This is a genomic window from Prescottella sp. R16 (assembly GCF_030656875.1).
GTDB lineage: Bacteria > Actinomycetota > Actinomycetes > Mycobacteriales > Mycobacteriaceae > Prescottella.
Genome location: NZ_CP130943.1, coordinates 2,422,669 through 2,438,609, shown reverse-complemented (window position 1 = coordinate 2,438,609; position 15,941 = coordinate 2,422,669). Strand labels below are relative to the sequence as shown.

The window sequence follows — 15,941 nt, the reverse complement described above, 5'->3', positions numbered from 1 at the left end:
TCCGTCACCGGAGCGCATCCTGTACCCGCCTCACCGCCTGGGAGTTCACTTGATCGACGCTCGTAGCCACTCGTTCGCCGACCGTCACGTCGGCCCCGACGAGGGCGAACTGGCCCGCATCCTCGACGTTGTCGGCGTCGCCTCGCTCGACGAACTCGCCACCAAGGCTGTGCCCGCGAGCATCCTCGATCCCGCTGTCGGTGGCGTCGCAGCCGGACTCGACGCACTCGGTGAGCCGCTGTCCGAACACGAGGCCCTGGCCGCGCTGACGCAGCTGGCCGGACGGAACACCACCGCCGTCTCCATGATCGGCCTCGGCTACTACGACACGCTCACCCCGCCGGTGCTGGTGCGCAACATTCTCGAGAACCCGGCCTGGTACACGGCGTACACCCCGTACCAGCCGGAGATCAGTCAGGGCCGGCTCGAGGCCCTCCTCAACTTCCAGACCATGATCGCGGACCTGACCGGAATGGAGATCGCCAACTCGTCGATGCTCGACGAGGGCACCGCCGCCGCCGAGGCGATGACGCTGCTGCGTCGCGCGTCGCGCAGCAAGTCCCCGCGTTTCGTGATCGACACCGACCTGTTCCCGCAGACCCGCGCGATCGTCGTGACCCGTGCCGAGCCGCTCGGTATCGAGATCGTCGAAGCGGATCTGACGCAGGGACTCCCGGACGGCGACTTCTTCGGTGTCCTCGCGCAGGTTCCCGGCGCGTCGGGACGGGTCGTCGACCACGCGGCGACGATCGCCGCCGCCCACGACCGCGGTGCGCTCGTCGCCGTCGGCGCCGACCTGCTGGCGCTGACCCTGCTCACCCCGCCCGGAGAACTGGGTGCGGACGCCTGCTTCGGCACCACGCAGCGGTTCGGTGTCCCGATGGGCTTCGGTGGACCGCACGCCGGTTACCTGGCCGTCCACACCAAGCACGCCCGCCAGCTGCCGGGCCGGCTCGTCGGCCTGTCCGTCGACGCCGACGGCGACAAGGCGTACCGGCTCGCCCTGCAGACCCGCGAGCAGCACATCCGCCGGGAGAAGGCCACCAGCAACATCTGCACCGCGCAGGTGCTGCTCGCCGTCGTCGCCGCGATGTACGCGAGCTACCACGGCGCCGAGGGCCTGACCGCGATCGCACAGCGCGTCCATGGGCACGCGGAGCGCCTCGCCGCCGGTCTGCGCGCCGCGGGCGTCGACGTGGTGCACGAAAACTTCTTCGACACCGTGCTCGCGAAGGTGCCGGGACGGGCCGCGGACGTCGTCGAACGCGCCAAGGCGTGGAACGTCAACCTGCGTCTCGTCGACGCCGACCACGTCGGGATCGCGTGCGACGAGGCCACCACCGACGCGCACGTCGACTCCGTTCTGGCCGCGTTCGGATCCACCGCGACCGTGGAGTGCACGCCGGCGCCGTTCGGGAACCGCACGAGCGCATTCCTGCAGCACGAATCGTTCACGAAGTACCGCACCGAGACCGCGATGCTGCGCTACCTGCGGGCCCTGTCCGACAAGGACATCGCCCTCGACCGCAGCATGATCCCGCTCGGCTCGTGCACCATGAAGCTCAACGCGACCGCCGAGATGGAACCCATCACCTGGCCCGGCTTCTCGAAGCTGCATCCGTTCGCGCCGGTCGCCGACGCGCCCGGCATGCTGCAGGTGATCTCGGACCTGCAGGACTGGCTCGTCGCGATCACCGGATACGACGCGGTGAGCCTGCAGCCCAACGCCGGCAGTCAGGGCGAGTACGCGGGCCTGCTCGCGATCCGCAACTACCATCTGTCCCGCGGCGACGACCACCGCACCGTGTGCCTGATCCCGTCGAGCGCGCACGGCACCAACGCCGCGTCGGCGGTCATGGCCGGGATGCGCGTCGTCGTCGTGGCGTGCCGCGAGAACGGTGACGTCGACGTCGACGACCTGCGCGCCAAGGTCGCCGAGCACGCGGCGGAGCTGTCCGCGATCATGATCACCTACCCGTCGACGCACGGTGTGTACGAGCACGAGGTCGGCGAGATCTGCGCGGCCGTCCACGACGCCGGCGGCCAGGTGTACGTCGACGGCGCCAATCTCAACGCGCTCGTCGGCCTGGCCCGCCCGGGTCGGTTCGGTGGTGACGTCAGCCACCTGAACCTGCACAAGACGTTCTGCATCCCGCACGGTGGTGGCGGCCCGGGTGTCGGCCCGATCGGTGTCCGTTCGCATCTCGTACCGTTCCTGCCCGGCCACCCGATGGCCCCCGAACTCGGTGGCTCGGGTCCGGTGTCGGCGGCGCCGTACGGCAGCGCGTCGATCCTGCCGATCACGTGGACGTACATCGCGATGATGGGTGCCCGCGGGCTGCGTCACGCGTCGCTCACGGCGATCGCGTCCGCGAACTACATTGCCCGCCGCCTCGACGAGTACTTCCCGGTGCTGTACACGGGGGAGAACGGCATGGTCGCGCACGAGTGCATCCTCGATCTGCGTCCGCTCACCAAGGAGACGGGTGTGACGGTCGACGACGTCGCGAAGCGTCTGGCCGACTACGGGTTCCACGCCCCGACCATGAGCTTCCCGGTGTCCGGCACGCTCATGGTGGAGCCGACCGAATCCGAGAACCTCGACGAGATCGACCGGTTCATCGACGCGATGATCGCGATCCGCGGCGAGATCGACCGGGTCGGGGCGGGGGAGTGGCCCGTCGACGACAACCCGCTGCGCGGTGCCCCGCACACCGCCCGGTGCCTGGTGGCCGAGTGGAATCACCCGTACTCGCGGGAGATCGCCGTCTACCCGGCCGGCCTGGACCGGCCGAAGGTGTGGCCGTCGGTGCGGCGCATCGACGGAGCGCACGGCGACCGCAATCTGGTGTGCTCGTGCCCGCCGATCGAGGCGTTCACCAGCTGATTCGCTCGCCGCGATGACATGAGTGTCGGCCCGGACGCCCGAGGGGAGCGTCCGGGCCGACACCCTTTCCCCCGATGTGAAACTCTGGGTGAGACGGAAACGAAAGAATTACCGAAACTCCCGCCGGTCGGACGGACACCTCCCGTTGACCGCCGCGACGACGCGGGCACATCATCGAAGGATGACCGAGGCACCGGGGACAGGCCGGTCCGAACGGATCGCGGACCTGTTCGATCTCGTCGCAGACAGCTACGACAACGTAGGAGTGTCGTTCTTCGGGCCGATCGCGGAGCGGTTGGTCGCGGCCGCCGATCCGCCGCACGGCGGTCGGGTGCTGGACATCGGATGCGGCAGGGGAGCGGTACTGTTCCGGCTGGCGGCCGCGGTCGGCTCGGACGGTGAGGTGACCGGCATCGACCTGTCGCCGAACATGGTGGCCGCCACCGCGCACGATGCCCGCGCCTACGGACTGGTGAACGTCCACGTCGAGATGATGGACGCGATGAACCCGCGGCTGCCGCAGGGGAGGTTCGACGCGATCACGGCGTCGTTCATGGTGTTCTTCCTGCCGGATCCGGCGGTGGCACTCACTCGGTGGCGGTCGCTGCTGGTGCCGCGCGGCACGGTCGCGGTGTCGACGTTCAGTGCCTGGGATCCGCGCTGGGCGGCACTCGAGGACCTGTTCGAACCGTATCGAGGACGCGGGGAGCGGGACTTCTTCCCGATCGACCCGCGGGATCCGAACGGGCCCTTCGGATCCGATGCCGCCGTCGAGGCGCTGATGGAGTCGGCCGGCCTGGTGGGGGTGCGCTCGTCGAGTTTCGAACTCGTACAACGATTCGACGACACCTCCCAATGGTTCGCGTGGACGCGGTCGCACGGGCAGCGCATGCTGTGGGAGGCGATTCCCGCCGACGAGTTCGACCGGGTGCGGGATGCCGCGTTCGAACGTCTCGACGGTTGGCGTGACGACGAGGGGCGGATCACCGCGCGGCATCGGATCCGGCTCACGCTCGCGCAGCGCCCGTAGTCGGGGGCCGGTGCGGGCCGACGAGAGGGGGAGGCGTGACGCGCGTTCTGGTGGCGGTGCTCGCGGTGGCAGCGGTCGTCGGGTTCGGGGTGGTGGCGGTGCGGGAGTGGTCGTCGGTGTCGCAGACGTCGTCGTCGCGCGCGCTCGCCGATCGGACCGTCGCTCTCGACGGCGAGCAGATCACGTGCGCGACACTGGTTCCGGACGGATGCGACTTCGATCTACAGTTCGCGTTCGATCGGTGGGGCGGTCAGATCGGCGTGTTCGCGGCGTCGGATCTGGGGCCGTGGGCGAGGGGAGTGGGCCCGGCGCAGGCGGTGACACTGGGTCTGCGGGCGTGCAGTGTGGCGGGGACGCCGGGGAAGACGTTCCTCGAGTTCGTCGACGTCGCGCACCGCACGGTGCCCGACGCGTCGAGCCCCGACCTGTTTCCGATCTGGCAGCAGGCGCGGACGGTGCTCTGTCCGACGACGTGAGGGCCGCCGGCCGCTACGTGACTCGAACAGCTGGCACCGAACTCTGCATGAGACGGAACTGAAGAATATTCAGAAAAAATCAGCTGTTGGCAAAGAAACTCACCGACCGCCCCTACCCGGGGCGGCGGGAGGCGAGTTCGATGACGGTGATTTCCGGGGGTGCCCCGACCCGGACCGGCGGACCCCACGCGCCGGTGCCGCGGGAGGTGTAGAGGACGGTGTCGCCGATGCGGTCGAGGCCGGTGACGGACGGCTGTTGCAGGGGGACGAGATAGCCGATCGGCCACATCTGGCCGCCGTGGGTGTGCCCGGACAGTTGCAGGTTCACCCCGAGTTCGGATGCTTCGATCGCCTGTTTCGGCTCGTGCGCGAGGAGCAGGACGAACCGGTCGGGGTCGCGTCCGGCGAGGGCCGCAGGCAGGTCCGGCTCGTACGGTGCAGGGGAGGTGGCGTCGTGGATACCGGCGAGGTCGATGACGTCGCCTCCGCGGTGGATCTCGACGCGTTCGTTGCGGAGGGTTCGGATGCCGAGGGTGTCCCACAGGTCGAGCCAGCGGCCGCCGTCACCGGCGTAGAACTCGTGGTTGCCGCTGACCCCGAACACGCCGTGCCGTGCGTTCAGGTCGCGGAGCGGCTCGAGGTCGGGACCCACCTTGTCGACGGTGCCGTCGACGAGATCGCCGCCGAGCAGGACCAGATCCGGTTTCTGGGCGTTGACGAGGTCGACGACCTTGCGGGTGAAGCCGACACCGCGGGCCGGGCCGACGTGCAGGTCGGTGACGAGGGCGATGCGGGCGCCGGCGAAACGGCTGGGCAGCCCGTCGAGGGTGATGCGGATGCGGCGGATACGTGGGGTGTGGGCTTCGGTGACCCCGTAGCCGGCGGCGCCGACGGCGGCGATCGCGACAGCGGCGGTGGCTCCGCGCAGCACGCGGCGGCGGGACGGATCGGTCGGTTGCGGACGGCCGGCGAGCCGGGCGATCCCGGACCCTGCGGCCACGACGATCAACCCGAGGACGAGGTAGAGCAGGGCGGCGAGCCATACCCAGCCGACGAATCCGGGGATCCGGGTCCAAGCAGGGTCGAACACCTCCCCGGAGCCGATACCGACGAGGGCGAGAACCCACAGCACGATCAGGGCGGCGTCGACGAGGTGGGCGGGCCGGCCGGTGAGGCCGGTGGCGCGGACGAGGCGGCGGTGCACCCACCAGGTGACGAGGGCGAGGAAGGTCCCGAAGACGGCGATACGGATCACGGGTCAGGCGAGCAGGTCCGTGAGGGCGGCGGTCAGTTCGGGGCTGTGTGCGGAGGGGACGACGGTCAGGGTGCCGCCGGTGATGTCGGCAGTTTTCTGCAAGGTGGCCCGATCGGGGGTGTCGCCGATCGAGATCACGTCGACACGGACCGGGTGGGCGGCGTCGGTGAGGGCTTTCTCGAGTTGCGCCGCGGTGGTGGAGGTGTCGTCGTTGGGGCCGTCGGTGATCAGCAGAACCGAGTTGGTGCGGCCGTCGGTGAACCCCTCGGCGGCAGCCTGGTGGGCGGCGATCAGCGAGGCGTACGTGGAGGTGGCGGTGCGGGGCCGCAGACCGCGCAGGGCGTCGTCGAGGCGGGTGCGGCGGTCGTCGGCGGACAGGGGGCCGGTGGGCACCTTCACCTGGTACGGCTTGGCGCCGTCGAGGCCGCGGCTGTACACCCACAGTCCGACTTCGGAGCTGTCGGGCAGGGTGTCGAGGCGGGTGGTGAGAGCGGTGACGGTGTTGTTCAGGCGGGTGCCGGTGATGTCGTCGTAGCCCATGGAGCCGGAGACGTCGAGCAGGATCGTGGTGGTCTGCGGGAGCGCCGGGTTCGCGAACGTCTGGGCGAGCCGGGTGGCGGCCGGTCCGGTGGCGGGGGTGAGGGTCGTGGCGGGGGTGGTGCCGAAGCCGGCGTCCGTGAGGAGTTGCTGCTGTTCGGGTTTGCGGAGGTGGTCGACGAACTGGGCGGCGGCGCGGGCGGTGGTGTCGTCGACCCAGTCGGTGTCGAGGATCGCGGCCGGGTGGTCGGCGACGGGGGTGGGGCCGGTGGGGGTGACGGCGACGAGGCCGGGGTGGTCGCGGAGTGCTGCAGCAGTGGCGGGGACGGTCTGGAACGGGGCAGAGCCGGCGGCGAGTGCGGTGAGCGGGTCGGGTCCGGCGGCGGGCGCGGCGAGGGTCAGGGCGCTGATCGCGGCGGTGACCTGCGGGGATGCGGCCTGGGTGTCGTCGAGGGGGCCGGGGGTGTTCGTGGTGGCGGCGGCTACGGCGTCGAGGACGGCGTAGCTGGCCGAGACGTCGTCGGGGAGGGCCAGTTTCAGGTCGGTGGCCTGGCGGGCGGGCAGATCCTGCCAGGACAGGCCGGGGAGGTCGGTGCGGGCGGCGAGGACGACGGGTGTCGACGCGATCGGCTTGGGTCCGCCGTCGAGGACGGCGGGGACGCGGGCGGTGGCGGTGCTGTCCGCCGGGATCCACAGGGCCGGTGCGGGGCCGAGAGTGTCGTTCCAGGTGCCGGTGGTGAGGGCGTCGACGGCGGCGGGTGTGGGCGTGTCGTGGACGGTGACGGTGATGCAGTGGTCGCGGACGACGGGCCGGGTCGCGGTGTACGTGTCGGCGATGTTCCGGACGGCGTCGGCGATGTCGGGGTCGGCGGCGACGGTGAGGGTGGCGTCGCCCTCGACGCAGGTGCCGGCGGCGGCGGTGCCCTGGTCGTCGGTGCGGTCTCGGAGGTGGAACCAGCCGAGCACGCCGAGGACGAGGGCGATCACGACTCCGACGGCGACGACGGGCCCCTTGCTGATGCCCCGGATGCGTCGATCACTGCGATGTCGTCCCACGAAAAACCGCCTTGCTTCCAACTGCGATCGTCGCTGTCGATCGTCGAATGCAGTGTAGTGGCGGATCCGGACATCCCCGGCGTCGCCGGTGTGCTCGGGTTGTTCCGGCGGGCGAACAGGCGGCTGCGGATGCGTCGACATGACGCAGGGGTCATGATGGATTCAGGGCATGGATTCGCCGATCTGGTCTGGAGTGGGTGAGATCGTGGTAGCCCTCAGAGAGCTGGCGACGGCAGAGCGGTGCGATCTGGCCGACTACCTCGACACCCTCACCGCGGACGAGTGGGAGCGGCCGTCACTGTGCCCCGGGTGGTCCGTGCGTGATGTCGTCGGCCACATTCTGAGTTACGAGGTGCTCAGCTGGCCCGCGGTGCTGGCGTTGTTCGTCCGCTCGCGGTTTTCCCTGACCCGATGCAATCAGGTCGGGGTCGAGCGGAGTCGTGCCCTCCATTCCGAAGAATTGGTGGCCGGGCTGAGGGCGCATGTCGTGCCCCGGGGTGTCACTACGTTGTTCGGTTGCGCCATCGCGCTCACCGACGGTGTGATCCATCACCAGGACATTCGCCGAGCGCTGGGACATCCGCGGACGGTGCCGGACGAGCGGCTGGTCGCGGCCCTGGAGTTCGCGCCCCGCGCCCGAGCGCTGCCGGCGCCTGCGAACGTTCGCAGGCTGCACCTGGTCGCGACCGACGTCGACTGGAGCTACGGGGCCGGTCCGGAGGTGCGCGGGCCGGGGGAGGCGCTGCTGGTCGCCCTGGCGGGTCGGCGGCAGGGTCTCGCGGACCTCGACGGCCCCGGATTCGACATCCTGGCGGCGCGGCTGCAGTAAGTCCGACGCACACGGCCCCGACACCTGGGTGAGGTGTCGGGGCCGTGTGGGTGGTGCCGGGCGGGTCAGGCGTTGGCGGCCTTGTACTCGCGGCGGCGGCGGTGCAGGATCGGCTCGGTGTAGCCGCTGGGCTGCTTCGCGCCTTCGAGGATCAGTTCCTTGGCGGCCTGGAAGGCGATGTTGGTGTCGAAGTCCGGGGCCATCGGCCGGTAGGTGGCGTCGCCGGCGTTCTGGCGGTCGACGACCGGGGCCATTCGTTCGAGGCTGGCGACGACGTCGGCTTCGGTGACGATGCCGTGCCGGATCCAGTTGGCGAGGAGCTGGCTCGAGATGCGGAGGGTGGCGCGGTCTTCCATGAGGGCGACGTCGTGGATGTCGGGGACCTTGGAGCAGCCGACGCCGGCGTCGATCCAGCGGACGACGTAGCCGAGGATGGACTGGCAGTTGTTGTCGAGTTCCTGCTGCTTCTCGGCGTCGGACCAGTCGGTGCTGGGGGCGAGCGGGATCGTGAGGATCTCGTCGACCGTGGCGCGGGGCTTGCCCTTCAGCTGGTCCTGGACGGCGAACACGTCGACCTGGTGGTAATGGGTGGCGTGCAGGGTGGCGCCGGTGGGGGACGGCACCCAGGCGGTGTTGGCGCCGGCCTTGGGGTGGCCGATCTTCTGTTCGAGCATGTCGGCCATGAGGTCGGTCATGGCCCACATGCCCTTGCCGATCTGGGCTTTGCCCTCGAGTCCGCAGGCGAGGCCGGTGTCGACGTTCCAGTCCTCGTAGGCGGTGATCCAGGTCTGCTTCTTCATGTCGGCCTTGCGGACCATCGCGCCGGCCTCCATGGAGGTGTGGATCTCGTCGCCGGTGCGGTCGAGGAAGCCGGTGTTGATGAACACGACCCGCTGGTCTGCTTCCTTGATGCAGGCGGCGAGGTTGACGGTGGTGCGCCGTTCCTCGTCCATGATGCCGACCTTGAGGGTGTTGGCGGGCAGGTTCAGGACCTGCTCGACGCGACCGAACAGTTCGGTGGTGAAGGCGACCTCGTCGGGGCCGTGCTGCTTGGGCTTGACGATGTAGATCGAGCCGGTGCGGGAGTTGTCCAGCGGGCCGTGGTCGTCGTCGATGCTCAGGCCGTGGATTGCGCAGGCGCCGGTGATCAGGGCGTCGAGGATGCCCTCGGGGAGTTCCGCCCCGTCGGCGTCGAGGATCGCCGGATTGGTCATGAGGTGGCCGACGTTGCGGACGAACAGCAGGGAGCGGCCGTGCAGCGACAGTTCGCCGCCGTCGGGGGTGGTGTAGGTGCGGTCCGCGTTGAGGGTGCGGGTGACGGTCTTGCCGCCCTTGTCGAACGACTCGGACAGGTCGCCGCGGTTGAGGCCCAGCCAGTTGCGGTAGCCGACCACCTTGTCGTCGGCGTCGACGGCGGCGACGGAGTCCTCGAAGTCCATGATCGTGGTGATCGCGGACTCGAGCACGACGTCCTCGACGCCGGCGCCGTCGGTCTTGCCGATCGGGGAGGTGGGGTCGATGAGGATCTCGATGTGCAGGCCGTGGTTGCGCAGCAGCACCGAGGTGGGGTGGTCTTCGTCGCCGGTGTAGCCGACGAACTTCTCCGGCTGTGCGAGCGTGGTGACGACCTCGCCGCCGAGTTCGACGGCCAGCTTGCCGTCGACGATGCTGTAGCGGGTGGCCTCGGCGTGCGAGCCCTTCGCGAGCGGGGCGGCGGTGTCGAGGAAGTTCCGGGCCCACGCGATGACCTTGTCGCCGCGGACCTTGTTGTAGCCGGTGCCCTTGTCGGCGCCCCCGGTTTCGGGGATGGCGTCGGTGCCGTACAGCGCGTCGTACAGCGATCCCCAGCGGGCGTTGGACGCGTTGAGGGCGAAGCGGGCGTTGAGGATCGGGACGACGAGCTGCGGGCCGGCGGTGGTGGCGATCTCGGTGTCGACGTTTGCGGTGGTCACCTCGAAGGGGGCCGGGACGGGCACCAGGTAGCCGATGTCCTGCAGGAACGTCTTGTATTCGGCGGCGTCGATCGGCTTGCCGGCACGTTCGCGGTGCCAGGCGTCGATCTGTGCCTGCAGGTCGTCGCGGCGGGCGAGCAGCGCCCGGTTCTTCGGGGCGAGGTCGGCGAAGATCTTGCCGGCGCCTTCCCAGAACGCGGCGGCGTCGACGCCGGTGCCCGGAAGCGCCTCCTCGTTGACGAAGTCGTAGAGAACCTTGGCGACCTGAAGACCACCGACCTGCACGCGTTCAGTCATGGAACTGCCTCACTTTTCGGTACCAGCAGCGTCCGCGGGGCACGAGATGTGCGGGGACGCCGAACGGGACGACAACAATGTTACCCGGCAGTAGCTTCCGGGGAAGATCGGTCCGGAACGCGTGTCGGGGCATCGACGAATACAGCTGACGAGCTGAGGCGCGTGCGGTGGGCGCCGACCGTGCCACGAACGATCGGTACGAGTTCGTGTGCGGTCTCGATCGGAGATCGGCGAGTGAGCCGATCGTCCGTGAATGCTACTGCCGTGGATGCGGGGCCGCGCGGCGGGGCGGGGTGGGTCCGGTGAACGGTCGTCCGGCTGCGGCGAACGGCGGGAGGGTCGGGCACTGCTGCGCGCGAGTTGACGCGCCGCGCGCGTAGTCGTGCGCGCGGGAAGCGAGACTGCGCGCAGCATCATTCGTGTGTGGAGGCGGTGTCCGGCGCGTAGAGCCGAACGTCGGCGTCGAGCAGATTTCCGGTGGCGACGGTGAGCATGCCGGCACGCTATCGGTGGGCACCGACAACGGGCCTGGTCACGCGGCGGGTGCAGCCGCGGCAATCCTGTCCGCCGCCTCACGGAGGTCGATGCCGTCGTCGGCGAGGGCGGGGATCAGCAGGTCGGCGGTTTTGCCGATCAGGACGACGAGCAGGACACGCAGGGCGCTGATGTCGGCGGCGATGCGGACCCGGTCGGTGCTGACGCAGGAGAGCCGCGAGTAGGCCTGCTCGACCATCTGCCATTCCCCGGCCAGGCCCTCGACGAGGAGTCGGGCGCGGACGACGGGGGTGGCCGCCGGGTACAGGTGCTCCTCGACGGCGCGGTGCCACGGGCGCAGTGTGTGTTCGGTGAAATCGACGACGGCCTTGTGGGCGGCCTCGAAATCGGCGCCGCCGGGGCCGACGGTGGCGAAGATGTCGCGTTCGAGGCCGGCGATCCGGCCGAGCAGATCGAACATCGTGTCCTGCAACGTCTCCACCGCATCCGTCATGGCCGCCACGGTAGCCGCCGGCCCGTTCCCGCCGGGGGTGCGGTCCCGCTCGGTGGTCACCGCCGGGTCGGTTCGAGCATGCGGTGTCGACGCCGATCGGGCTGGTCCGCGCACGTCGGTGACCCGCCGATAGGCTCGCCTCATGCGTGGTGAATACAAGGTGCCCGGGGGCAAACTCGTGATCGTCGACGTCGAGGTGGACGACGGACACCTGTCCCGGGTGGCGTTGTCGGGGGACTTCTTCCTCGAACCCGACGAGGCCCTGGACGACATCACCGCCGCCGTGACGGGTATGTCAGCGGCCGCGGACGCCGCCCAGTTGGGGGCGGCGATCACTGCGGCGCTCGGCGACGACGTCGCGATGATCGGGTTCACCCCCGAATCGGTGGGGATCGCGATCCGTCGCGCCCTCGGGCACGCCACCAGCTGGCACGATCACGAGTTCGACCTCATCGGCCCCGTCGTGCTGGATCCGGCGATGCACGTCGCCCTCGACGAGGTCGTCACGCGGGAGGTCGCTGCGGGTCAGCGGCGGCCCACGCTGCGGTTCTGGGACTGGGATTCCCCGCTGGTGGTGCTGGGGTCGTTCCAGTCGGTGCGCAACGAGGTCGACGCCGACGGCGCCGCCCGGCACGGTATCGGGGTCGTCCGCCGCATCTCCGGTGGCGGCGCGATGTTCATGGAGCCGGGCAACTGCATCACCTACTCGCTGGCGGTGCCCACCTCGCTGGTCGACGGGCTGAGTTTCGAGCAGTCGTACGCGTTCCTCGACCAGTGGGTGATGGGGGCGCTCGCCGACGTCGGTATCGAGGCCCGCTACGTGCCGCTCAACGACATCGCCTCCGACCACGGCAAGATCGCCGGCGCCGCCCAGAAACGGTTCGCCGCCGGCGCCGTCCTGCACCACGTGACGATGGCCTACGACATCGACGCCGACAAGATGACCGAGGTGCTGCGGATCGGGCGGGAGAAGATCTCCGACAAGGGCATCACGTCCTCCGGGAAACGCGTCGACCCGATGCGCTCCCAGACCGGCATGACCCGCGACGCCATCATCGACGCCTTCACCGCCCACTTCCGGGCCCGCTACACCGTCCACGACAGCACCTACACCGAGACGGAACTCGCGGCCGCGAAAGCATTGGTGGACAGCAAGTTCCGCGACGACGCCTGGACGTACCGGGTGCCGTGACGGGGGAGGTCCGGGACGGAATCACCGCCCGGGCCGATGTGCGTCTCACCCGGCCCGCACCGATTCGGTGACCCAGGCGGCGACCTGGACGCGGGAGGTGAACCCAAGTTTGGTGAGGATGTGGTCGACGTGGCCGTCGACGGTGCGCTGCGAGATCGTCAACCGGGTGGCGATCTCCTTGTTGGTGAGGCCCTCGGCGACGAGGTCGGCGACCTCGTGTTCCCGTTTGGTCAGCGGCGTCGCCGGCCCGGTGTCGGCGGGCTGCCGGTCGCGTTCGCCGAGGACGTAGGCGACCGCGGCGTCGGTGGACATGCGCATGCCCTCCCGGTGGGCGGCGTCGAGGGCCGTCTCGTCGAGGGCGGCGCGGATCGTGGCGTCGTAGTTCTGCTGGTGGACGAGCAGATTCGGGAACAGGACCCGGTTGCTGCCGACGAGTCGGCGATGCGCGTCGGCCGCACCCATGATCACGGCGGCGCGCCGCAACCGGCCCTGTTCGGCGGTGATCCAGGCGAGGGCCTGCAGGCACGTGAACACCATCAGCGGGTCGTCGGTCTCCCGGGTCAGGCGCAGCCCCGACTCGAGCAGTTCGACGGCATGGTCCCGGTTCCCGGACAGCCACGTGTCGACGCCGTTGGCCCACAGCGCGTACCCGCGGTGGACGAACTCGCCGGCCGCCTGCGCGAGCGCCAGCGCCCGCCCCTGATAGGTGAGGGCGCGGGTCGTCTGGTCGCCCACGTACACGCAGCCGAGCAGGCTCAACGCTTCGAGCTGCAGCTGGGGATGGGCGTCGATCCCGGGGGTGTCGACGGCGTCGGCGAGCCGTTTCCGGGCGCGCGGGAAATCGCCACTGCAGAATGCGGTGACACCGTCCGAGATCGCGACGTAGGCGCGGGTGAACGGGTCGGCGTCGTCACCGGCGAGGGCGATGGCCTGCCCGACACGGGCGTCGGCGGCCGCGAGGTCACCCTGGAACGCGGCGAGGATCGCGGCCGCGAACAGGGCCTTCGCCTGCACGAGCGGAGGCTGCGGGCATCCCGGCTGCAGGGCCTGGTCCAGGATGCGACGGCCGCTGGTGAAACGCCCACGGGCCATCCAGAACGGGTACATCGACGCCGCGAACGGTACTGCGTCACCGGGGGCGTCGTCGAGGGTGAATCCGAACGCCTCCTGCAGGTTCGGTAGCTCCTGCAGCAGGCGGGCACTCCACTCGAGTTGCCGCGGGCTGATCCAGTCGGCTTCCGCGTCCCGGGCCAGCCGCAGATACCGTTCCCGGAACCGGGTCCGCACCGCGGTGTACCAGTTGCTGCGTTCGAGGTTTTCGATGCCGTACTCGCGGACCGTCTCGAGCATCCGGTAGTACACCCGGCCGCCGGCGTCGTCGCACACGACGATCGACTTGTCCACCAGGGAGGCGAGGACGTCGAGCAGGTCCGGCACCGACGGGTTCTCCCCGACGCGGCTGCACACCTCTTCGGCGTCGTCGAGGTCGAAACACCCGGGGAAGATCGCCAGCCGGTTCCACAGCCGCTGTTCGACGGGCGTGCACAGCTCGTAGCTCCAGTCGATGGACAGTCGCAGCGTCTGCTGGCGTTCGGGGACGCCACGGTTCCCCCAGGTGGGCAGCGTGTGTCGTTCGGTGAGCTGCTGCAGGATCTGCTCGACCGACAGGGCGCGGGTGCGGGCGGCGGCCAGTTCGATCGCCAGCGGCAGCCCGTCGAGGCGGGTGCAGATGGCGGCGACCGTGCCGGTGTTGTCGTCGGTCAGGGTGAACCCGGGAGCCGCGGCCGCGGCCCGCTCCGCGAACAGTTGCACCGCGTCCGTCCGGGACATGCCGGTCGTCGACTGTGCCCGGTCCGGGTCCGGGACGGTCAGGGGGGACACCTGCACCACCGATTCCCCGCCGAGTCCCAGCAGTTCCCGGCTGGTGGTCAGGATCCGCAGGTTCGGGCAGTGTGTGAGCAGGTCCTCGACCAGTTCGGCGACCGCCTCGACGACCTGCTCGCAGTTGTCGAGTACCAGCAGGCCCGTGCGGTCGGCGAGGGCGTCGACGAGGGCCTGCCGGAGCGGTCGGCCCGCGAAGTTCCGCACCCCCAGGGCGGTGGCGACGGCGTCGACGACGAGCGCCGGGTCGTGGACACCGGCGAGTTCGACCGGCCACACCCCGTCGGGGAAACTGCGGCGCACCGCGGCCGCCGCCCGGTAGGCGAGCCGGGTCTTGCCGACTCCGCCGATCCCGGTCAGGGTGACCAGCCGGTTCGCGGCGAGGGCGCCACGGATCGTGGTCAGTTCCCGTTGGCGGCCGACGAAGCTGGTGACGTCCGCGGGTAGTTCCGTGCGCGGCCGCAACACGGCCCGCGCGTTTCCGCCCGCGGTGACCGTGTCGAACAGGGCACGCAGCAGGTCGGCCAGTTCCGTCGCGGACGGCCGGTCGCCGGGATCGCGGGCCATCGCGCGTTCGACGACGACGGCGACGTCGTCGGGGATGCCGCCGCCGCGCAGATCCGGGACCGGTGTGGTGGTGATCCGCAGGAACTGGGCGACGACCTGTTCGCCGCTGCGCCGCTCGAACGCGGCGTGCCCGGTCAACGCGCAGAACAGGGTGGCGCCGAGCCCGTACACGTCGGAGGCGGGGGTGGGGGCGGAGCCCTCGAGAACCTCGGGGGCGGTGAACGCCGGAGAACCGGTGATGGTGCCGGCCGCGGTCTGGAAGCCCCCGGCGACGTGGGCGATCCCGAAGTCGGCGAGGGCGGGTTCCCCGTAGTCGGTGAACAGGATGTTCGCCGGTTTGACGTCCCGGTGCACGATGCCGTGTTCGTGCACGGTCTGCAGGGCCTCGGCCAGTTTCGCGCCCACCTGCAGGACCTCGGGGACCGGGAGGGGGCCGCCGTCCCGGATCCGCTGTTCGAGATTGCCGAGCCGGTGGAACGGCATCACCAGGAACGGGTGACCGGCCGCGGTCTGCCCGACCCGCAGCACCCCGACGACGTTCGGATGCCCGGTCAACTGGCCCATCGCCCGCTGTTCTCGCACGAACCGGGCCCGGTTCTGCTCGTCGAGATCGGTGGTGAGGACCTTGACCGCGACGGTGCGGTCCAGGTCGGTCTCGATGCACCGGAACACGGTGCCGAACCCGCCGCGCCCGATCTCCTCGGCGTCGTCGAACCCGGCCGCCGCCAGTTCGGCCGCCAGCACCTCCCCGGATACCGGCTCCGCCGCCGGAACCGCCCCGGCCTGTGTCTGCAGCAGATCACCCTGCGTGTTCGGTCCCAGCTGGGTTCGGAGCGGGTCGGACTCGACCATCGCGTCACCTGCGATTCACCGTCGGCATCGATTGTGGGCTGCTCGGCCTACCGTGTCGGCGCCGGTGGGCGGTTGTCGCGACCGGCCGCTCAGTACATCCCGAGGCTACACCGCCCGACCGGCCCGGACGGGACCGAACGGT

The 15,941-nt window shown here is 70.2% G+C and carries 11 protein-coding genes; 6 read left to right on the top strand and 5 right to left on the bottom strand.

The window, feature by feature from the left end:
• The first annotated feature begins 49 nt into the window (after positions 1-49).
• From gcvP to Q5696_RS11410, 3 genes are all read left to right on the top strand, one after another.
• Positions 50-2,887: an aminomethyl-transferring glycine dehydrogenase gene (gene gcvP / locus Q5696_RS11420; protein WP_305091487.1), complete on the top strand. Its 2,838-nt coding sequence runs from the start codon at positions 50-52 to the stop codon at positions 2,885-2,887.
• A gap of 181 nt (positions 2,888-3,068) precedes the next feature.
• Positions 3,069-3,917: a class I SAM-dependent methyltransferase gene (locus tag Q5696_RS11415; protein ID WP_305091486.1), complete on the top strand. Its 849-nt coding sequence runs from the start codon at positions 3,069-3,071 to the stop codon at positions 3,915-3,917.
• Between the two features lie 35 nt (positions 3,918-3,952).
• A complete protein-coding gene (locus Q5696_RS11410) occupies positions 3,953-4,393 on the top strand; it encodes a hypothetical protein (RefSeq protein ID WP_305091485.1) in 441 nt (146 codons plus the stop codon).
• Between the two features lie 112 nt (positions 4,394-4,505).
• Here the strand turns inward: Q5696_RS11410 and Q5696_RS11405 are convergent, their stop codons facing one another.
• Positions 4,506-5,648, bottom strand: coding sequence for a metallophosphoesterase (locus Q5696_RS11405; protein WP_305091484.1), 1,143 nt, complete (start codon positions 5,646-5,648; stop codon positions 4,506-4,508).
• 3 nt (positions 5,649-5,651) lie between these two features.
• Positions 5,652-7,241 carry a substrate-binding and VWA domain-containing protein gene (locus tag Q5696_RS11400; RefSeq protein ID WP_305091483.1) on the bottom strand — a complete coding sequence of 530 codons (1,590 nt, stop codon included), beginning with the start codon at positions 7,239-7,241 and terminating at the stop codon, positions 5,652-5,654.
• 169 nt (positions 7,242-7,410) lie between these two features.
• On the opposite strand from Q5696_RS11400, the gene Q5696_RS11395 reads away from it, so the two are divergent.
• The gene (locus Q5696_RS11395; protein ID WP_305091482.1) at positions 7,411-8,070 is read left to right on the top strand and encodes a maleylpyruvate isomerase family mycothiol-dependent enzyme; all 660 of its coding nucleotides are present in this window, start codon (positions 7,411-7,413) and stop codon (positions 8,068-8,070) included.
• Between the two features lie 65 nt (positions 8,071-8,135).
• On the opposite strand, the gene Q5696_RS11390 is transcribed toward Q5696_RS11395, so the two are convergent.
• Positions 8,136-10,319, bottom strand: a complete 2,184-nt coding sequence (locus tag Q5696_RS11390) for a malate synthase G (RefSeq protein WP_305091481.1) — start codon at positions 10,317-10,319, stop codon at positions 8,136-8,138.
• 532 nt (positions 10,320-10,851) lie between these two features.
• Complete coding sequence (locus tag Q5696_RS11385) at positions 10,852-11,307, bottom strand: hypothetical protein (protein WP_305091480.1); 456 nt, start codon at positions 11,305-11,307, stop codon at positions 10,852-10,854.
• On the opposite strand from Q5696_RS11385, the gene Q5696_RS11380 reads away from it, so the two are divergent.
• Together Q5696_RS11380 and lplAB are read left to right on the top strand one after the other, a co-directional pair.
• Positions 11,306-11,440, top strand: a complete 135-nt coding sequence (locus tag Q5696_RS11380; protein WP_305091479.1) for a hypothetical protein — start codon at positions 11,306-11,308, stop codon at positions 11,438-11,440. The genes Q5696_RS11385 and Q5696_RS11380 overlap by 2 nt on opposite strands.
• Positions 11,441-11,449: 9 nt before the next feature.
• Entirely contained in the window at positions 11,450-12,499 is a 1,050-nt protein-coding gene (gene lplAB, locus Q5696_RS11375) for a lipoate-protein ligase LplAB (RefSeq protein ID WP_305091478.1), read from the top strand.
• A gap of 45 nt (positions 12,500-12,544) precedes the next feature.
• Here the strand turns inward: lplAB and Q5696_RS11370 are convergent, their stop codons facing one another.
• A complete protein-coding gene (locus tag Q5696_RS11370; RefSeq protein ID WP_305091477.1) occupies positions 12,545-15,799 on the bottom strand; it encodes a protein kinase domain-containing protein in 3,255 nt (1,084 codons plus the stop codon).
• Positions 15,800-15,941: the final 142 nt, after the last annotated feature.

Coding starts and splice junctions, on each gene's coding strand:
- Q5696_RS11390 (WP_305091481.1), bottom strand. CDS start 10,319: ATGACTGAACGCGTGCAGGTCGGTGGTCTTCAGGTCGCCAAGGTTCTC.
- Q5696_RS11380 (WP_305091479.1), top strand. CDS start 11,306: ATGGCCGCCACGGTAGCCGCCGGCCCGTTCCCGCCGGGGGTGCGGTCC.
- lplAB (WP_305091478.1), top strand. CDS start 11,450: ATGCGTGGTGAATACAAGGTGCCCGGGGGCAAACTCGTGATCGTCGAC.
- Q5696_RS11385 (WP_305091480.1), bottom strand. CDS start 11,307: ATGACGGATGCGGTGGAGACGTTGCAGGACACGATGTTCGATCTGCTC.
- Q5696_RS11415 (WP_305091486.1), top strand. CDS start 3,069: ATGACCGAGGCACCGGGGACAGGCCGGTCCGAACGGATCGCGGACCTG.
- Q5696_RS11395 (WP_305091482.1), top strand. CDS start 7,411: ATGGATTCGCCGATCTGGTCTGGAGTGGGTGAGATCGTGGTAGCCCTC.
- Q5696_RS11370 (WP_305091477.1), bottom strand. CDS start 15,799: ATGGTCGAGTCCGACCCGCTCCGAACCCAGCTGGGACCGAACACGCAG.